Below are 19304 nucleotides of genomic sequence, written 5' to 3'. Positions count from 1 at the left end.
GAGGATGTTCCAAGCTTCCTGCCTTTGATGGATCAATTAGGGTATCCGCAACCTCTTGAAATTTTAAAAGCCCAATTTGAAATTTTTTCTAAACAAGAAGGATATGAAATTTTTCTTGCTGATAAGGCAGGTACGATTATTGGATGGGTCGCATGGTCAAAAAGTTATCTGTTTGTTACTCCTACCACGCGAATTCATATTGAAGGATTGGTCGTTGATAAAAAATTTAGAGGTCAGGGTATTGGAAGGAAATTAATGAAGAAAGTTGAGGAGTTCGCACAGCAGTCAAGCCCTTGTATCGTTGATCTTACTTCGGGGTTAAGACGTGCAAAAGATGGCTCTCATGATTTCTATCAGTCTATTGGTTATCAAAATGAAGGCTATATGGCTAAATTATATTTAAGAAAAGAAATTTCCTAAAAATCAGCTTCACAAAAAATAATTTAAGTAAGAAAGACCATTTTTGATGGTTCTTTTAGAGAGGGCCTATAAAATATTTTTCGAACGCAGATGTTTAAGGTCTTCAATTTTAATCATTATCTATATTTAATATATGTAATTACGTATGGAAGTTTTATATCTTACAAAAAAGGCAGGTTGTGAGGCCGCCGAACTACGTTTTTGGTTTTTTTATTGTCTTTATAACGCAGCTGCTTACTTAGCCGCCCCTAAATTTTGTAGAAAATAACTTACGCATTCCCAGCGATCCCCGTAAGGATTTGCATATCCTATTCCATCCATTTCTATATCAGAATCTGGATGAGCATTAATATACCAACTACAAATTTTTTTTCCATCTACATAATTATTTACAGTACTATGATTTTCGAAAAAAATACCACTAATACGGCTTTTAGGATACAGAGTTATTCTATCGCCATCCATTTTTTCAATTATAATGGTTTTTTCAGAGTCATTCTTTACATATAGATCAATAAATTTCGCATAAGCCGATATAGGTACAATAAAGCTAAAGGTTATAGCGCAAATATATCTCACAGTTATTCCTGTTCAAAATTATCAATTTTAATAGATGCTCAGAGATTAACATAAATAGTTATTTTTCAAAAGGTTAAACATTTTAATAATTATTTAATTCAGTAGAAAGTTATAGATAATAAAATACCAGAACCATGTAATCATTTTGGATATACAAAGAAAACGAATCATTTTTAACCTTTTCCCTACACGAAATTTGATGCTAACCTGTCTTTGGTAACATAAACAAATAAAATAAGCATTTACGTGACTTTAATTAAATGATCAGTTAAGTAACCAATTTACAGGCTTTGGAGTAGGTTAGAGATAGTTCCATAACCAGTTGTTTATGTGATGATTAATTTTAAAAGAATAACAAGAAAGTAGGGCTTTTATAAATTTACAATAACATCTTATCAAAGAAAAACTCCTCAGTTATCTATTGGTTTTTTCATTGGCTTGCGCTATGAGTTTAACGCTCATGGCATAGTTCATAGTATAGTTGGGAGCCATTGGATTACCCACTACGTTGATAATCATAATACGCTGAGCCCTAACAAATGCCTCACTGAATAACCTAAGTTAGTATGACAGAATCAAATTCTGAGTTATATATGAATTTACTCATGTTCACGAAGTATAATCCGCATTTTATTAATCTGTGTAAACGTAAAAGCCGTTACATAGTAGCCATAAAATACCAGCCGTAAACCTAATAAAACCACTAACACGTTGGTTAAGTGCATGAAAAAAATTAAATAATATACTACAGTCTTTAACCTTGGATAATGATATTGCGTTTGCAAATCATTCAACCATAATAGAGGCTTTAATTGCATCTATCTATTTTTGTAAGCCTTATAAATCTTACCAAAAGGTGCTATCGAAAATGCAAATTGTTTATTGCTTAGAAAATCGGGTACTGAAAAATATACACAACTTGACATTGAAAGGATCATAGATAAATTAAATAATCAGCCAGTGCGTTGTTTGGAATATAAAACGCTAAAGGAAGCATTTTATGAGTATAGAGAAGCTCTAAATTCTCTAAGCGGAATTCGCACTTGAAAAATGAATGTGCCTTTATTTGAAATTAAACCTCGGTATTGAATCTGTCTTCAGAAGCTCATCCATAAAGCTAACTCATATTAAATTTAAACGATTATTATACCACTGTTATTATAATTTATTATTTTATTTACTTGCTTAAGCTCATATATTACAAATCATGTAATGACCTTATTGGATCTTATGTATAGCACTTTGGAAATGAGAATTTAATTTATATTAACACTTCTTTTAGCTTGTTTATTTAAAAAAATTAATTTATAACTTTCATCGTTTTTTTCAAAAAAATATAAATTTAGGAATAAAAAATGTTAAATAGGAAAAGTAAGCTAATTTATGCAATATTATTTTCAAACTTGCCAATCTGTTGTTTCGCTTGGGGTGGAGATTACATATTAGATGGACCATATATAGGGGCAGGAGTTGCTTATAATGCTGTTCGCTTTCAGGAAAAATTAGATATAAGTATTCCTCCTATAATCACCTTAAGGCATACAGGTGATCATATTGGTAGAGAAATTGGCGGAGAAATATTAGCAGGCTTTGGTAAATTTTTAAACCAATTCTATCTAGGTGCAGAACTTTCTGCTCATTTCACTTCTGCCAAGGATTTAAGTTATTTGGACCACTTTCAGGGTGGAATCACTTTAAATGCTAATGAAACTAGGTCATTTAAAAATAGTTATAGTATTTCACTCTTGCCAGGAATTAAACTTAATAATTCAACACTTGGCTATGGTAGAGTGGGTTATACAAACGGGAAATTTGAAGTAAATAATGTATCTACTATTACGGGTGATGGATTGCCGCCTATGAGTATGCCACATTCTCATAAAGAGAGACTAGATGGTATTACTTATGGTGTTGGTATTGAAACAGCACTTGTTGGAAATATCAATCTTCAACTTGAAGCAAGGCAAACTAGATTTGACAGTTTTACTCCTGCAGAAGGTGAGAAGCTAAAACCCTATGCAAATCAAGTATTAGCTAAATTAGTATATCGATTTGGGGAGTCTCCTATTATTGTAAATGGAAACATGAAATAGAAATTAAAGATCCCACTAAATTCTGTTATTTCACAAAGGCAGAATTTAGTAGCAATTAAATAAATTGGTTCGACTTAATCTGGCACTGATCTTCTCTGGCTCCGTTGCAAAAATTAACCTTAGATTTATACTTACGCAATTTTCTTATTAGAGCCTTGTCATGCCGAACCCGGACTCGTTTAAGTGGCGTCACTTTCATCGTGAAGTAATATTGCAGTGCGTACGCTGGTACTGTAAATATGAAATCAGCTGCAGTATCTTGAGGAAATGATGTCAGATCTGTTTTGATTGAATCTGACTTTTAACAAGCTACCTGGTTCAGTGTCACTTAATCCTTTGTGATAGCGGTTTAGACAATCTATCTATTGTGCCTACACTCATGGATTTAAGCTGTAGTAAATACGTCAGGTTCAAGTTTTTCATAGTGTACAAGCCTGGTAAAGCCTTTAGACGTTTACTACATAATTAGTCTGTGGCTAACCATATCCTTTTTAGTGGCTTCAGGCCTATACTGCTCTTGTTTTCCATAAGGCTTGGGTTTTTACCCGGTATGGCTAGACCATCTCCCCGCTGATAACGCATACGTTTATGCTTTAAGTATAAATCTATGCACAATACCCCCATCGCTCTGTTCTTTGCGATAACAGGTACTTTGAGGCAACAATACATTTTCTAAGCGCTTACAGATATTCCTTTGGTAACAGATAATGTAAGGCAATTCGCAGCTTAATAAAGAAAGTTAGTTAGCTTTAATGTTAACTTAATATACTTATTGTAAAATAATCTATCAAAATTTGTTTTGGGATTTATTATGCTTACCTCGCAAGAATACCGTATTTTATATCTAAAATTAAATTGCTTTGAGCAAGTGCTTTTAAAACTTGATAAAGCTATTCAAACTGAAGCCTCTGAAACTAGAATCAATTTAAATACCTTACTAGAGCAATTGTCTCAAGCGCTAAGGCGCAACGATGAAGAAAAAGTTGAAAGATTATATGCAGATGTTAAAAGCGAGTCAAAGAAATTGCTTGTCATCATGGGTAAGCCTAGTCAGGCTACTTTTATCAAGCTCTTACTCACAGAGCTTTATAATCAATTGCATTATTACATCGAAAAAGGAAATGTTGAAGTTTTCTCTGACCTGTTAGGAATAGGCGCAGAGTTTTTTAAAAAACAATTTGATCTAAATAGAGATGATCCTCACTATTATACCCTTTTACGCCATTCGATTGAGAAGAGTCAGTTAGAGATAGCAAGATTATTACTAGAAAAGAAGGCCTCTCCAGATTCTAACGATTATGTAAGTAACTCTCCCCTAACAGTGGCTATTGAGAGTCAGAAACCCGAGTTTGTTAAGCTTTTAATTGATTTTGGTGCCAATCCTAATGAGGGTACGTTAAGCGAAGAGCCTTTTTTAAAACAAGCTACTAAGGCTGGACGACTTGATATGGTTGAAATCCTGGTAGCTGGCGGTGCAAAAATAGATAGTTCTGCAGTTTGCTTTGCTTTTGAGTGCCAGCAATCGGTTATTGGTCAATTCTTGTTTGATGTAATAAAAAAGGATGCTAAATTATTTCAAGGGTGTATAGACGAGTTCCTACACCGTGCTCCTTTGGCGTTATTGAAGCGCTTTATAGAAGATCAGTCATTAACCCCTGAAGAAAAATTAATAACTCCTATTACTCCGGTTTCAACATGGGGATTTGAGGTAGAAGACGATCAGTCCGAATCAAGGAAAAAGAGGGTAACTATTTTATTAGATGCTTTACTGAGTAAGGTAGAAAATCCTAAAGAACGATTAGAAGTGCTCAAGCAAGTAGTTCAACAAATTATGACCATTGAATATGCAGAACCTATAGTAGAAAAAGAGCCGTACTATGCTGAAAAAGCATTGTTTGAAAAGCTAGCGGGAGACTCTAAGGCGAGCCCTGTTAACTATTTAGTTAATAGATTATTGGAGTCGATAAATATTGACTTACAACAAGGGCGAGTTGCTGTAGGTAGGCGGCTTCTTTTAGAACTATGCCCATTTTCTTTACAAAGAAAAGATTACAATTTCTATTTAGGTATTGATTTTATATATCATGTTCTCGTTGAGGTACGTAAATTTTACCATGAACATAAGGGCTGGCCTGATGAACAAACAGTCAATGGCTTAATTGAAAAGTGTTTCCAGACGGCCTACAGCAAGTCAGAAGAAAAAAGCTCGGCTCCTCCTGGCCAAGAGACCCGTCGATTTAGAGCCATGGTAGGTGGGGCTACTTTTACAAATTTTAATCCTGGTTTACCAGCTGGAGGTTACGCGAGCGATGCCGCTAGCTGGTATTTAGAGACATTGTTTATTGTTTTTGATAGTCTGCAAGAAATAGGTCTGCTTAGTGACGATTTGGATAAAACCGAGTTGCAACGCCTGTTAGAAGAAATCAGTGAGTACTATCCCGATGTTGCCAAACGTATGAGTGCACTTACTGATAAAAATAGTCGATTTATTGGCTTTAAACTCAACATGCCTGTGCATTTGATTCCTAGCATTTTATATAAGCGGGGAGAAGAATGGATCTATATCGTAATGTGTCGAGAATTTTTGCAAACTTCTAGTAAACAAAATCAGGGAGCAGTAGAATTTATAATTTCAGAAAAACACACTGCTAAACTTGAATCAATCTTAGCTAATGCTACTAAAAAAAATAATTTTAAAATAACAACAGACGCTTCCATAGATCGAGAAATCACTTATAGATTATTAAGTCATTTCCTAGCCATTGAGACATTAACTGGAATACCCGCTACTTATTCCACGATTGTTACCCAAAGTAGCTATAAGATGCCTACTTGTTTTTCCAGTAATATTAAACCGCTCTTGCCCATTTTGTTAAGAATCATGGTCAAGCCAACTATAACACCACAGCAATGGAAACAATTTAGCGATAGGCTTACAACGTGTATTCTTGCTGAGATGGTAAAAGCGAATGTGGCAACCGACGAATTTAAGGAAGAAATTAAAAATCTTCCTAAAAAAGATATGCAACCAGAACAAATAGCTTATAAGCTTCTAACCACGCTGTTACGCTGGCGAGAAATCAATCAATTTAAGCCAGTGACTGATAACGAAACTGCAGGAAAAGAAGCAACTGTTAAACATGTGCTAAAGCACACTAATCAAAGATTAACTTTAGCAAGTATTTTTTTTAAAAAGGTTTTAGAGTCAGAAGAAAGTGGTTATCTTGGTAAGTTGGAGATGAAATAGGGTTTATTTAGAAATTATTTTAACCCTAGATAGGCAATAGTTATTATCATCAATAGTTGTGTGATTCATAGACATCGTTTTAGTTAATTCGTAATATTGATGGTCTATGAATAAACAAGTTAAAGCAAGAAAAGCATGGGTTAACTTGTATCTTGAAGCTAAAGATGCAGGCTATGTTTGTCGCCGCTGTAGTATCTCATGTCCAATACTAAGAAAGTGGCATCGTAGGTATTTAGAAGAGGGAGAAAAAGGATAAAGTATTTAAATTCATTTAAGCGACTAAAAAACAGTAAATTCCCTTTTGGGTAAACTTAAATTTTAAATTAAATTAATATAGCAGATAGTAACCAACTACCGCTGAAATCCACTAAATCAAGCAAATTCAGGCAATAGTTACTACAACCATTATATCGCAAGTCTTTGATTTAGAAATTGAATATCAGGCAATGAACCAGGAGGGATGTTCGAATCTTTCCCGGCGCTCCATTTTGACTGAGCAATTAACAAATTACCAAAATGAATACAACGAACATCGTGATAACTAGTTCAAAAATAAACAAGATTTTCTCAACCACTTTCTTAATAGTAAATCCAGACAGATTTAGGCTATCATTTTTTAGCTACTTTAATTTCCTTTTACTTGCAAATTCAAAGGCTAAGAGTCCACTTTTGGCAGCGCGGATTAAATCCATTTAGATCGATTATTATACTCTGCAATTGATTATTATGCTCTATAATTAGATTAAATAAAATCTTAAATGGAGCTGAATTATGCGTATTCCATTTACAGAACCTGTATCACCTAGGTATATTCATATTAACCCCGAAACGAATAAAGTCCACCTCTTGGTGCCAGTCGTTGGCGGACAGGAAATTTCTACTGATAATACCTGTAAGGCCACAGTGGCCTTACAGGAGTTTTTTGATGGAGGCGCTCTGCGCCAATTAAAAGCCTATAAAGATGCATTAGAAGGCGATATTGGACTACTTGAAACTGACAATCCACAGCGAAAGGCCAAAGAAGCTCGGCATGCGCAAATAGAAGTCTATATTGAGGCTGTTTCGGCCATGCGGCATGGCTATGGGCATGCGATGAATATATTTCTTGGAAAACCTTCTAATTTATATAGCATCCAGTTGAGGCCTCAGGTACAGGATAACCAGTCTATAGTAGTCAATCCTGTTTTTACTATTAATCGAAAAAATGACCTTACCGGCACACCTTTATCAGCGTTATATAACGCCATGCACAGCAAATTTCCTAGCTTCACTATTGCAACACTTGACCCCCGGGCCGCCTTAACCACAGCAGTATTATCTGCCCTACCTGAAACACCAACCTTTGCAGACATACAACATGTGTTAGGAAAGGAATTTCAACTCTTGTTTGGTATAGAAGAGACCTTTAAGCGTTTTCCAAATGCGGTGGGTAAACCTACGGACGCTATTCATGTCCTTGCTAATGAAGAAATAACACAATCAAAGATTGATACATTGATGGGATTTACGGACGCAAACACGCCGACAACACCAGAGGACTATATAGATGCTCTCTTAGGCTTTTGTACTGCTGACCTTTGGAAGAATCTACCCACGCCTCCTTTTTATAGTATTCCGACAGCAACTTCTGCGAATGAGAAAGCAGAACGTTTATCAATCCTTACCCAATTTTTTCTAGCCAACCTTAACGTTTATTGTCGTGCAAAGGGCATCAGTACCCAAAATTTTGGAACTATTCTGGATGCATCTTCTACTTTAAGTAATGAATTAGTTAATGCGGTCTCTACCGCATTAAGTAGTGGAAAGGATGTAGAAGGCGCGCTTTTTGATTTTTTTAATGCCAACACAAACCATTTTGGGCTAACTCGTCCTTTAAATGAAAACGATTTTATACTCATTCGACAAAAATTTGAACGTACCTATCGTACCGTCACTGCGACCAGAGAAAATCCTCATATGGATGACTTTATGATATTAGATTTTGAGGCGAAAGGAGAAACAGCAAAATTTGTCACCCATCAAGGATCTATTTGTGTGAATTTTGCAGAAGTAGTCGACCCTGTAACTGCCTCTGCTAATGAAAGCTTCTTTGCCGGCATGCGCGCTGATTTTGCAGTTCACCCTCCTGAAATACCCCATCGAAATGAATCCGTTGCGGGTGAACTGGACCTAGACATTGAAGCGTTGGTGGCCAACATGGACGATGAGCTGTTAAAGCGTCTGCCCAAAGCGGTTAAAGACGCTTGTAAGGCGCATCCCAGTTTTCAAATACGTCAATTTTTGCATGATGTTGCCAAAGGGAAGCAAGATAAGGCTGAAGCGTTATTGAAGTCTGCGGCCAATACTCAAGATTTACTCAGAACCCCAGGCATGTTCACCGATTATTCCGGGCGTACCTTTAATTGTACGGCTTATGAATACGCCTATTGGGCTAGGGACACGCATATGTGTCATATGCTAGAACGTCATATGGACGAAAAAAGCAAAGTAGAAATCCTGGCTCGTATTGATGAAATGGAGCGTGTCGATAAAATAACAGGAAAAAAAGTAGGATTAGAATATCAGCAACAGGGTAAGGCTCATCATTCTGCTCATTTTGATTTAACCCCATTAACAGAGGCACTCAAAGCATTTGTGGAAGGTTATGAGGTCTGGGAAAATACTGGGAATTGGGATGAAATGTTGACCGCCCTGATGAAAGTTGGCAAAGCGCAACGTGATGTTCCCGCTCATATTGCGCAAGAGTATTGCAGAATTGATCATGAAATTGGCCCGAAACCTGTTGGTGAGGGGACAACATGGCCTAGAAAGTTAGTAACTTACAATACTGTAACTCGCGATTATGATTCCTGGTTCCCTTTAGCAGCTTCTAATTCTGGCCTTGGCTTTGATTTTGCATTATTTCAGAACGTTGACGAGACTGTCAGGAAAACGAGTGAGAGGTTCAAAAGCGGATACGACTGGGATACAGTCGAGTGGATAGCTCACCGTTGGAAGACAGATTTGAATTATATAGACATGGTTGGTGATATGAGAACCGAAGAACTCAAGCAGTTGCGTGAGAATTTAATCCCATCGGCAACGTCGCATGGTATGTCGATGTAACAATAGTACAATTGAAAATGCGGTTAATTATGTACTTCATAATTACAAAGAATACGGTCATTTAATTTTAACACGAGTTTCGCACTTTAGTTTAAGCAGGTTGCATTAGCCATCTATTCTGCACTTGAATAGCAGTTTTAGTAATGTTCCAGTTTTGCTAATATAAGGTGATTTGCTTAGTCATCCAAACTGTTGACCATCGAAAATCATCAAATAGCCGATTTAGAATATGAACTTTATGCGCATGATGCCGCTTAAGAAGGTATTTTAATTGCTTTCATAGTTGATGCTAAAATAGCAATGATATTTCAAAGCAATTAAATTTTTTAGAGTAGGGCAGAGCACTTCTCAATTTAAGGTTATTCACAAATTCTGGGGATAACCCTGTGTAATAGTCGAGGAAAATAGCTCATAGCTTTGTAATAGAGGTCTAAAATGAGTTAAGTGCAATTTCGCATAAGTTGCTTTTATAGTACCCATTATATTTAGCAAATTAACTTTTTAACTAATTTCAATTATTCAGCAATTAACCATCGAATCCTCTAAAAACAAAGAATGTGTTAAATAAACTCATCTATTTCCCTAAAATTTTTTCTTTATACGAAATTGCATACAAGCTAATATAGGGACTCATTCGATTAAATAAATTCCTTAACGAAAAACCATTTTTTTTAACAAAGTCACTATTACTCTGTGCAATTTCAAGTTCATTTGCAACCGTTAATTCACAAAACTGCTGGAGCTCTTCGAAAGTTAATGAATATTGTTTATTAATAAATCTATTAAGGAAAATAGGATCTGCGTTAGCTCCAATTTGTGGCCAGAAAAAATCCCTCTCACAGGCACAGTATGTATAAACGATTTGTTCAGATTTTTCTCCTAATATAGCCTTAGCTTCAGTTCTATCATTATGAGAAATTAAATGATTATTAAAACCGGAAGTACCATAAAGAGCGTGATATAATCCAGCAATATACAATTCTTCGTTGGCTTCCCAAGATTTAAGTAAAAGATAAGTTCCTTTTAAATGATCAATAAGAGAGCCATTGATATGATCAATATTCGCACCAAGACTTACCAGTATATCTAGACTTTTTTGAATAACCATTTTAATGCCACGATTATTTTGTCATTTTTAAGATCATAATCTTTACGCGGTGTGATATCCATCAACTCTTTTATAATTTATATTTTATACTGCCTTATCTTAAGAACATCTAAAGCCATCATTGGTGATGGTTATATGTTGATTCATTATGAGCAGACTCCATTCCAAAATGAACTCCGCAAAATAAAGTGCTAATTTAGTAAATCTGATAAATTTTCTGAATGATAGCGTAAATATGATTTGCCATAAAAATCTAATGGTAAAAACGGCCGTTTTAATAATAGAAAAATTATATAATAATCGTGCGTGTAAGAGCATTATAAAAACTATTCTTTTAATACTAAAATAGCCTTAATACAAAAAAACAAAAATAACTAGGAGTTTAGGATGATTTACGGATATGTTCGAGTATCTACACAAGAGCAAGGTGTGGAAAGTCAAAAAAATGCCATCAGTCGTTATTGCATTGATCATAAAATGATGGTCGATGAGTGGATTGAGTTAGAAATATCATCTCGCAAATCAACAGCCCAGCGACGTATCGATGAATTATTAAATAAACTCTTGCCAAGCGATGTTGTCATTGCTTCCGAGTTATCTTGACTGGGACGCTCGATTAAAGAAACACTGCAAACAATAGAAACAATTATCGAAGTGAAAAAGACACGGCTGGTTCTTATTAAGCAAAATCTTGATTTAAACCCTAATGTAAAAAATAACGTTGCTAATAAAGTACTGATTACAATTTTCTCAATGTTAGCTGAACTCGAAAGAGATTTTATTTCAGAGCGAACGAAAGAAGGATTACTAGCGCGGGTGGCCAAAGGTGTTAAGCTGGGTAAGCCGAAAGGTACTATTCAAGCTTCCATGTATGATAAAGATAAAGAAAAGATTTTACATCTCTATCAATTAGGTGTGCCTATTCAAAAAATTATTGCCGCCCATTTAGGGTATGGGAAATACTTATCACTCAAGGCCTTTATTAATAAATCCAAGTCTTAGCACTAAATTATTTAGTAGATTTCTTAAGGAAATTGACTACCGAAGCTATACCTCCTCAGTCTTATCCCTATGAGGGATATGGCCACAGTCCTTAATAATATTCATTTATGAATCTCCCATCCGGTTTCAAATAAGGTCAATTTTGAATACTAAGCTGGTAAATAAAAATTGCCAACTTAGTAGGCGGGATGGTTCATTACATTGCAGCGAATAAATATTAATTTATTGCACTAATCTTCAGATTTTGTTTCACCGGTCTTAGGATCGACCTGGAACTCTTTTTCTTTTTTATCAGACGTCATTGCTTTAACCTTATAGATTCCTTCATCGAACTCAATTTCAATGATACTTAACTTATTATCATTTTCGAATTTTTTCACAACGTCGATAATGGAAACCTTAGGTTGCGCCATTTCTTTTTTCTTAATAAATTTTCCGGTCTTTGGATTAAGATGCAGTTCAAACTGTACACCTTCTTTATTTGTTCCTTCAACAGACAAGACACCATCTTCTATTTCAACGTCCTGAATATTTGTATACCCTTCATCCGTTAGTTTTTTTAAAATGGTACTTAACCTCATATCTGCCTCGCTATTAGTTGGGTTTTCAGCTGCACTCACTTGAGCTGTAAGGAAAATACCTGAGGTGACGGCTGCAACTTTGATAATATTTTTAATTATTAGCATCATGTTTTCCTCTTTCATTGATTAAAAATCAAATAAATCTCCCAAAAATGAACTCCTTTTCTTTTGATAACCTTGTTTTTTTATAATGAGGATCATAGTGGCTTGTATGACGATCATATGAATGAGAGGATGGCTGTGACTCTTTATCTATCATCTTATTTAGTTCACCGCGGTCAAGCCAAATTCCTCGGCAGGTAGGACAGTAGTCCTGACGCTCTGACATTGCAATGCCGAATCGATACGAATGGAGCACTTCATAGTCATTCCTCGCGCTTTCATTATTGTTTCTAAATTAAATTTAGACTACTGTTTTAAATGACTCAAGCTATAAGGGGCTTTTTAGCAAGAGCTTGCGATAGTTAATAATAACCTGATGCGGCATACGCTCAAAAAAACCAAAATAGGCTATTAGACCTCTGGGACTAATCTAATTATATCTGTTATGCTATCGGATTATTTAGCTTTTCTTCCGTAATTTTACTAATTAAAACACAGATAATTCGTCTTTCATCCATTTCTACTATTTTAAATTGAAAGCCTGCAAACTCAAGGGTATCACCTACTTCTGGAAACTCATTAAACTGACTTAACAAAAAACCTGCAAGTGAAACATAATCATTATCATCGATAAGAAAGTCAATTCCTAGTGTTTGCTCAAGAAGATAAAGATTAACAGCGCCACTTACTTTCCATCGAGCCATATCTAACTGCTGTATAGTTAATTGCTCATCTTCATCTGGAAACTCACCAGCGATTGCTTCTAAAACATCTTTAGATGTTACAAGTCCTTTCACGCCGCCATATTCATCTACTACAATTAATAATTGCCCATAAGAATGCTTTAAAACACCCATTAATTTTATGACGCTTAAAGACTCATGTAAAACTATAGGCTTTTTTAAACTACCTTTTTCATCAATACTTCCTTTTGAAATAATATCAACCAATAAATTTTTTGCTCGAGCAACACCTACAATATTATCAAGATTGCCGCGGCATACTAATAAAAAACTGTGAGGTGTTTCTAATAATTGTTTGTGTATAACCGCTATCTCTTCATTTAAATTAATCCAAGAGATATCTGAACGTTGTGTCATGATAGATTTAATTGTTCTTTCCCCTAAAGTTAGTGCACCACGCACGATACTACGTTCTTCTTCAAAAAAAACAGCTTCCTCTTCCTTATCTATGCTAGATGTAATATCATCTCCATTCCCTTTGAACTCTGTTTCTGGCCTTCCAAGCATATGAAGTACAGCTTGCGCCGTTCGTTCACGAAAACTGATAACAGATTCATGTTTCATTAGGTTTCGCCGCGCTAATTGATTAAAAAATTCAATTAATATAGAAAAACCAATAGCAGCATACAGATAGCCTTTAGGTATTTTAAAACCAAAGCCTTCAGCAACTAGGCTAAAACCAACCATTAACAAAAAACCTAGGCACAGAATGATTACAGTTTGATGAGCGTTAACAAAACGAGTTAAGGGTTTTGAAGCTAATATCATGACAGTAATGGAAATGATGACAGCGGCTACCATTATAGTAAGCTCTTCAACCATTCCTACTGCAGTAATAACTGAGTCGATAGAAAATACCATATCAAGTACGACAATTTGGGTAAGGACTAATCCAAAACTGGCATAAACTTTAGCGCCTTTATGAACCGGAGAAACCCCTTCTAGCCGCTCATGTAATTCCATGGTCGCTTTGAATAATAAAAATAGTCCTCCAAGTAGAAGGATTAAATCCCGGCCTGAAAAGGAAAAGGGACCGATAGTGAATAAGGGCTTCGTAAGCGTAACTAACCAAAAAATTAAAGACAACAAAATAAGGCGCATAATCATTGCAAGCGACAAGCCAATTATCCTTGCTTTATCACGTTGTTGTGGAGGTAATTTATCAGCAAGAATGGCAATAAAAATAAGGTTATCAATACCTAAGATAATTTCCAGTGTAACCAAAGTAAGTAACCCAGCCCAAATCGTGGGATCAAAGAACCATTCCATTGAGATAACTCCCTAATTTTTAAATTGCCTCTATCCTAGCTAAATAGGGCAGCTTAAATCACTTTATATTCAAAATCTAAATAAAGCCTAAATATGAGATTACAACACTTAATTTTAGTCAAGTCTCTTATTAAACAAACAAAATAACTTACCCTCAGCAGCTAAAAAAGTTAAATGTTTAAAATTTGCAAGTTCGTAAGCTCTAAGCAAAATTAAATAACTATTAATGCACTTATTTTATATTACCATTTAACAAAGTATTTTATTAGAAACAGGTGTAATGACATCTGAAACAAAATTTAAAATACTTGTTAGCTTAAATATAATGTAAAAATTTTAAGTCTGTCTTGTGAACCGTAAATGTACTGACTTTAACCACTGCTTACCTACTATGTATCTTCATGGGATGAAACTTCCTTGGGAAGGTTTAAAGAATTTGATTTGCTTAATTAGCAGACGTGATGACTTGCCGGGCTAGATAGTGATAGAAAAGCGTTATTATATTAGCTCCTTAGAGCCTAGTGACTCTAAAACAATTATGCATGCTATTCGTCAACATTGGCAGATTGAAAATAATTTACATAGGTGTCTTGATGTTGTTTATCGTGAATATCAGTCTCGCATTCGTAATGAAATAGTGCACTTAACTTTGCATGGCTTCGTAAAACAGCACTTGCTTTACTCAAAAGAGCCTCTTTGCCTAAAAAAAGCTTACGCCGTAAACAGCTTAATATTTGGCTAAACCTCAGTGTCTCTTTGATATTAAATTTTAGATGCCTGTATTCGGAAAAGGAAACAGTCTTCTTCAGCTTACAATTGCCATGGTTATTGGACAATGTTCTGATCCGGCAAACTATGGCCAGGATGGTGATGATGGAAAAAAATTTATCGCAAAACTTAACATTCGATTCACCTATTCAGGAGTATCACTTGAGTTTTTAGAGGTTATTGAGAAAAAAATGGGAAGAAATTGAAGGTTTTTTTAAAAAAAGCGGATATGAAGAGCTCTATTTTTCAGAGGCAATTGCCAGACGGCAAACTCCACCATGATACGCATCGGGATATTGCCAAAGTACACATGGCAGATCCCCCCTCCTGGGCCCCTTGCCCCTTTACCACCATTATTAGACGATGTATCTGGGATTACCGCTGGACATTCAGGCAATTTATCAAAGCTACTCCCAATTTAATGGGGTTTAGGGATGGGTTTATAGTGACAGTGACTCAAAAAGACAATTGCTTTTCATTGGGAAATAATACTGGCTCTATTTCATTTTGTGCTATGGATATGGCAACTGGTGATTGTGTGGTGAGTTTTGCAAATTCAATGAACGGACCGAGTGTGTTTCAACAGGTAGCAGAGCCTATTATTGGCGATATAAAGCGGTTATCTAAATATTGTGGTTTTAATGATGTAAGCCCACACCCCCAAAGCACCAGACGCTATTGCCACAACAATTCGTTCAATTCACTCATTAGCACAGGTTCTGTAGATAATGGCATAGAAATTACAAATCAATTCAAACAAAGTATGAATCAATTATAAAACAGTGATATGGCCTCAACTATTTCTTCTGACACCAATACATCTATGAACCCATGATAAAACCTAGCTTTATCTTCCTTGCTATTGGATGATTTTTCACCACCGCCTAAGCTGATCACCATTCAAAAAAACAAATTTTTTTAAACTGCTTCAGCGTAACTTGTCGCCAGATAAAATGACGGCAAACACAAATTTGCTAATATTACTTCGAATATTTTTTAGCTTTACTTTAACTCAATTGGTGCTGAATCTGGGAGAAAATGATGGTAAGAATTAATATAAAGTACAATTTTTAATACACCTTCAGCTGTACGCTGAACAATCCAATCTTCGCCTACCACACATTTTATCAATGCACCAACGGAGGAATCTATAAGACGACCCTGCCAATATACAGCACCAATAGCGCGCACTCTTTCTGGTTTCTCAGTTAAAGGTATAATTTCCCATTCATTCAGAGAAATATGCATTTCATCGGTAAGTTTTTGATGAATCTCATAGTTAGTTTGCAATGAAATATCTTCGCCATGCGGAATAAAAATCATTGGCTCAGGATATAAAAAAAATTCCCCCTGACTCTTAGCATCTCCTTTTTCAAACATCACAACATCATGAAATCTGCTCATTAAATCTATTACTTCCTGCTTAGATATTGTCATTGTATCTCCTATAAGAATATTTAGATCCATTAGGGTTAGTTTCTACCATCTAAAAACGAATGTCTTCTTAACGCTGGTGACTCTAACACAAACCCAAGTTTATTTGCCAGAAAAGATGGTATACATAAATTATGATTAAGGAATGATGTGATATTTGCCATAAGTTATTATGGCACCAATGTAATGAACCACCTCACCCACTAAGTTGGCAATTTATTGTTACCAGCTTAGTATTCAAATTGGCCGTTTGAACTGGATGGAAGATTCACTAATGAATATTAATGTATAATAGGGTAGTAATATTATAGTAAGTTAATGCAAGGTAGATTTTGCAGTGCACCAACCGAAAATAATAAAATCGTTTTATTATTGCTTGAGGACTAAACTATAAATTTGCTTTATTGCTGGTAATTTAATTAAAGTAACTATTTTTTAATAAATTAAAATAATACTAAATTCTCGCAATGTGTTTAAATCTATTGGATTATACTTTACACAAATAACAGACATTAATATTTAAAATGAGAAACTCTTATCTAAATAGATAGTTGCTCTCTTAAAATTGTAAATTATCAGCTTGATAATAATAAATATTGCAATTAATTAATGTGCTAAATTATTGGTTTAATATAAGGGAAATACTTTTTAAACTAAGGAGCTTCAGTTGCTATTTTTATACCTTCTGTTTATAGTACATTTGATAAATAGCACCTAGTAGAATGCCAACTGTTATAGTAACTCGATGTATTTCATGATTAGTTACTAATCATAAAATAGCTGTGCTCCAAACTCCAAAATAAAATTTTTGCAAAAATTTTTGAGGTTTTAATCTGTTATGAGTTTGAGACGATGTTTAATCAATAGGTCTTGTGTATCTTTTTAAATAAGTTAGTATACTAGCCTATTTTTATTAGGGATAATATGAAACCCGCGTTCTTTCAATCAAAAAACGTAGAGACAGTAGCAAAGCAATTTATTGATTGGTTAGATACTATAGGACGCTGTGGCTTTCAACAAGGCATTGAAAATATTTCCAATTATTTTTCTGAGCAATTTAGTTATTACTCTAATGATGAGTTAGTTGTTGATAGTGCGGCTAGCCTACAACAACGTTTTTTAATGGCAGCTAACATTTTTAGTTTTGCTTTTATTCATTTTCCTATCAAAAAGATAGTCATTCAAGGCAATCAGGTTAACGCACAATATGATGCAACATTTATTTAAAAAGATAGTAACGTGCAACATACAACCAATACTCTTCAATTTGAATTCGATTTGAAAAATAAAGTTCAAAAAATATCCCAAATATTTAATCCACCATTAACTAATGCAATTGAACAACTAATTAATCGTACAGACAACTCAATACCCAAAGTATTAACTCGCACTTTTTCATGAACTTGAGCTCACAATTAAACCTAAAAAGATACATTATGCATCAAAGTGAAGGCGCACTAAAATTCAGACAAGCAATGGCGAAAGTGGTAGACGTACGAGGAGAAAAGTTAGGCGCATTAATTAATACAACTTATATTTTAGAAAAAATTTATTAGTTTAAGGGCTCTTTTTATGATAAAGGCAGTTTTAGAGTGTGCACTGTCCCAAAACCTCAAGCTATCTATAGTGCGATTCTAGCCATAATTGAAAAACAGCTTGGCTCATCTAATAGCCGTTTAAAAAGGAGGATGCGCCTATATCATTCTGACAGCGACTACTTAGAACCTTGTTGAACTAGTGCAGGATCAGAGATCCTATTTGGTATAACAAGCCGAGGCTTTATTCTTCTTGACTATTTGGAAATTGATCAAATTTTTGGACTTCGGCTAAACTATCTTCCCATTTGGCTCTACTTTGATAAAAGATATGAGCAGTGGGGGCTATTGGTAGTTCAAATTCGATGCTTCCAGCAGGTAAAACAAGCATTTTATCTTCGTACATGTAGGGTAAGGCTGAACCACAGTTTTGGCAGAAGCACTTTGTATGCCTAGTTCCTTCTAAATTATAAATTTTTGTATTTTCTTTGCCACTTAACCAATTAATTTTTGCTGAATGCGATATTAGATTTGCGCTATGTATCGTGCCAGTGTCCTTTTGGCAGTATGTGCAATGGCAAAACAAAAATAAATCAAAGCCTCCTTCAATTTCATAGTTAACTTGGCCGCATAAGCACGTACCGGTCTGTTTTTTTGCTTTATTGTCAGAGTTCATATAGGTTCCTAAAACGATATATAGCTCAATGCGTGTTAGTGAGCTGAGCCCAAAGGTGGTATGATCTTAAGTGATTAATATAGCATCAAGCGTTTAAAAAAGTTCTTTTCCCCTGGAAAATTCATGTTAACCCAGTGGAGGTGGTTTTATCCTAAAACCACATGAAAATGTAGCATTGATAAAATAGGGTGCTTAGGAAAGGCTTTTAATTTATATTTCTTTATTCTAATTAGCGCGTAGGGCTTTGCCGGTTGCTGAATGAAAACCTTAATTCTGGGCCGCTTCATTTTAGGATACTCAGGTATCACTTTTCCCTGTTTAATTATTTGTTATACTATTCAAATTTTAACTAAGAATTTTATTTTGACTGAATTATTTTACGATAACCAATCAGTAAGCCTTAATTATTTTGAAGGCCCTAAAAACGGAGCACCCATTTTACTTCTTCATGGCAATATGGGACATTGGCAGACCTTTTGTCCTCTTATAAAAGAGCTTTCTAAGACTAGGCACGTCTTTGCTATGGATTTGCGAGGACATGGTAAATCCTCCCATGTGCCTAATTCCTACTTATTAGAAACGCACTTTCAAGATGTTGCCTCCTTTCTTAGAGAAAGAATTAATGAGCCCGTGACTCTATTA

Annotated in this window: 16 protein-coding genes and 2 pseudogenes; 11 read left to right on the top strand and 7 right to left on the bottom strand. The window is 35.0% G+C overall.

Annotated elements, in window-relative coordinates; all coding sequences use genetic code 11:
* Nucleotides 1-420, top strand: a 420-nt coding sequence (locus ACQUW5_RS15040; protein ID WP_444992081.1) for a GNAT family N-acetyltransferase, incomplete at its 5' end; no start/stop codon positions are given.
* Nucleotides 421-654: 234 nt separating this feature from the next.
* Here ACQUW5_RS15040 and ACQUW5_RS15035 read toward each other — a convergent pair.
* On the bottom strand, nt 655-999 hold the full coding sequence (locus ACQUW5_RS15035) for a hypothetical protein (RefSeq protein WP_444992080.1): 345 nt from the start codon (nt 997-999) through the stop codon (nt 655-657).
* Nucleotides 1000-2354: 1355 nt separating this feature from the next.
* Here ACQUW5_RS15035 and ACQUW5_RS15030 point away from each other — a divergent pair.
* The 4 genes and pseudogenes from ACQUW5_RS15030 to ACQUW5_RS15015 all read left to right on the top strand — a co-directional run bounded on the left by ACQUW5_RS15030 (nt 2355) and on the right by ACQUW5_RS15015 (nt 9444).
* On the top strand, nt 2355-3092 hold the full coding sequence (locus ACQUW5_RS15030) for an outer membrane protein (RefSeq protein WP_444992079.1): 738 nt from the start codon (nt 2355-2357) through the stop codon (nt 3090-3092).
* 811 nt (nt 3093-3903) lie between these two features.
* Nucleotides 3904-6339: an ankyrin repeat domain-containing protein gene (locus ACQUW5_RS15025; RefSeq protein ID WP_444992078.1), complete on the top strand. Its 2436-nt coding sequence runs from the start codon at nt 3904-3906 to the stop codon at nt 6337-6339.
* A 106-nt stretch (nt 6340-6445) separates the two neighbouring features.
* A pseudogene (locus ACQUW5_RS15020) lies at nt 6446-6592 on the top strand (IS481 family transposase); the annotation flags it as partial.
* A 518-nt stretch (nt 6593-7110) separates the two neighbouring features.
* Nucleotides 7111-9444, top strand: coding sequence for a Dot/Icm T4SS effector CpeA-related protein (locus ACQUW5_RS15015; protein WP_444992077.1), 2334 nt, complete (start codon nt 7111-7113; stop codon nt 9442-9444).
* Between the two features lie 574 nt (nt 9445-10018).
* Here the strand turns inward: ACQUW5_RS15015 and ACQUW5_RS15010 are convergent.
* Nucleotides 10019-10552, bottom strand: coding sequence for a DUF6817 domain-containing protein (locus tag ACQUW5_RS15010; protein WP_444992076.1), 534 nt, complete (start codon nt 10550-10552; stop codon nt 10019-10021).
* Nucleotides 10553-10939: 387 nt separating this feature from the next.
* Here ACQUW5_RS15010 and ACQUW5_RS15005 point away from each other — a divergent pair.
* Nucleotides 10940-11554, top strand: a pseudogene (locus tag ACQUW5_RS15005) (recombinase family protein).
* Between the two features lie 230 nt (nt 11555-11784).
* On the opposite strand, the gene ACQUW5_RS15000 reads toward ACQUW5_RS15005, so the two are convergent.
* From ACQUW5_RS15000 to ACQUW5_RS14990, 3 genes are all read right to left on the bottom strand, one after another.
* On the bottom strand, nt 11785-12243 hold the full coding sequence (locus ACQUW5_RS15000; RefSeq protein ID WP_444992075.1) for a PepSY domain-containing protein: 459 nt from the start codon (nt 12241-12243) through the stop codon (nt 11785-11787).
* A gap of 25 nt (nt 12244-12268) precedes the next feature.
* Nucleotides 12269-12493, bottom strand: a complete 225-nt coding sequence (locus ACQUW5_RS14995; RefSeq protein ID WP_444992074.1) for a TFIIB-type zinc ribbon-containing protein — start codon at nt 12491-12493, stop codon at nt 12269-12271.
* Nucleotides 12494-12680: 187 nt separating this feature from the next.
* Nucleotides 12681-14249 (bottom strand): TerC family protein, encoded by a 1569-nt coding sequence (locus tag ACQUW5_RS14990; protein WP_444992073.1) that lies wholly within the window; start codon nt 14247-14249, stop codon nt 12681-12683.
* Nucleotides 14250-14730: 481 nt separating this feature from the next.
* Between ACQUW5_RS14990 and ACQUW5_RS14985 the strand changes: the two genes are divergently transcribed.
* Genes ACQUW5_RS14985 through ACQUW5_RS14975 form a run of 3 tightly spaced genes read left to right on the top strand, consistent with a single transcriptional unit; the run spans nt 14731 to nt 15795 of the window.
* On the top strand, nt 14731-14991 hold the full coding sequence (locus tag ACQUW5_RS14985; protein ID WP_444992072.1) for a hypothetical protein: 261 nt from the start codon (nt 14731-14733) through the stop codon (nt 14989-14991).
* 31 nt (nt 14992-15022) lie between these two features.
* On the top strand, nt 15023-15223 hold the full coding sequence (locus ACQUW5_RS14980; protein ID WP_444992071.1) for a hypothetical protein: 201 nt from the start codon (nt 15023-15025) through the stop codon (nt 15221-15223).
* A gap of 23 nt (nt 15224-15246) precedes the next feature.
* A complete protein-coding gene (locus ACQUW5_RS14975; RefSeq protein WP_444992070.1) occupies nt 15247-15795 on the top strand; it encodes a hypothetical protein in 549 nt (182 codons plus the stop codon).
* Nucleotides 15796-16019: 224 nt separating this feature from the next.
* On the opposite strand, the gene ACQUW5_RS14970 is transcribed toward ACQUW5_RS14975, so the two are convergent.
* The gene (locus tag ACQUW5_RS14970) at nt 16020-16454 is read right to left on the bottom strand and encodes a hypothetical protein (RefSeq protein ID WP_444992069.1); all 435 of its coding nucleotides are present in this window, start codon (nt 16452-16454) and stop codon (nt 16020-16022) included.
* A 921-nt stretch (nt 16455-17375) separates the two neighbouring features.
* Between ACQUW5_RS14970 and ACQUW5_RS14965 the strand changes: the two genes are divergently transcribed.
* The gene (locus tag ACQUW5_RS14965; protein WP_444992068.1) at nt 17376-17678 is read left to right on the top strand and encodes a hypothetical protein; all 303 of its coding nucleotides are present in this window, start codon (nt 17376-17378) and stop codon (nt 17676-17678) included.
* A gap of 552 nt (nt 17679-18230) precedes the next feature.
* Here the strand turns inward: ACQUW5_RS14965 and ACQUW5_RS14960 are convergent.
* Nucleotides 18231-18662, bottom strand: coding sequence for a GFA family protein (locus tag ACQUW5_RS14960; RefSeq protein ID WP_444992067.1), 432 nt, complete (start codon nt 18660-18662; stop codon nt 18231-18233).
* Between the two features lie 258 nt (nt 18663-18920).
* Here ACQUW5_RS14960 and ACQUW5_RS14955 point away from each other — a divergent pair.
* On the top strand, nt 18921-19304 hold a 384-nt coding region (locus ACQUW5_RS14955; RefSeq protein WP_444992066.1), incomplete at its 3' end, for an alpha/beta fold hydrolase.

The organism is Legionella pelazae (genome assembly GCF_052527395.1).
Note: the sequence above shows the minus strand (reverse complement) of the source record. Positions and strands in the feature narration are given on the sequence as shown.

Bases quoted from the DNA above. Each gene is read 5' to 3' on its own strand.
- ACQUW5_RS14965 (WP_444992068.1), top strand. From the start codon at position 17,376: ATGAAACCCGCGTTCTTTCAATCAAAAAACGTAGAGACAGTAGCAAAG.
- ACQUW5_RS14980 (WP_444992071.1), top strand. From the start codon at position 15,023: ATGCCTGTATTCGGAAAAGGAAACAGTCTTCTTCAGCTTACAATTGCC.
- ACQUW5_RS14990 (WP_444992073.1), bottom strand. From the start codon at position 14,249: ATGGAATGGTTCTTTGATCCCACGATTTGGGCTGGGTTACTTACTTTG.
- ACQUW5_RS15000 (WP_444992075.1), bottom strand. From the start codon at position 12,243: ATGATGCTAATAATTAAAAATATTATCAAAGTTGCAGCCGTCACCTCA.
- ACQUW5_RS15010 (WP_444992076.1), bottom strand. From the start codon at position 10,552: ATGGTTATTCAAAAAAGTCTAGATATACTGGTAAGTCTTGGTGCGAAT.
- ACQUW5_RS15015 (WP_444992077.1), top strand. From the start codon at position 7,111: ATGCGTATTCCATTTACAGAACCTGTATCACCTAGGTATATTCATATT.
- ACQUW5_RS14975 (WP_444992070.1), top strand. From the start codon at position 15,247: ATGAAGAGCTCTATTTTTCAGAGGCAATTGCCAGACGGCAAACTCCAC.
- ACQUW5_RS15025 (WP_444992078.1), top strand. From the start codon at position 3,904: ATGCTTACCTCGCAAGAATACCGTATTTTATATCTAAAATTAAATTGC.
- ACQUW5_RS14970 (WP_444992069.1), bottom strand. From the start codon at position 16,454: ATGACAATATCTAAGCAGGAAGTAATAGATTTAATGAGCAGATTTCAT.
- ACQUW5_RS15030 (WP_444992079.1), top strand. From the start codon at position 2,355: ATGTTAAATAGGAAAAGTAAGCTAATTTATGCAATATTATTTTCAAAC.
- ACQUW5_RS14960 (WP_444992067.1), bottom strand. From the start codon at position 18,662: ATGAACTCTGACAATAAAGCAAAAAAACAGACCGGTACGTGCTTATGC.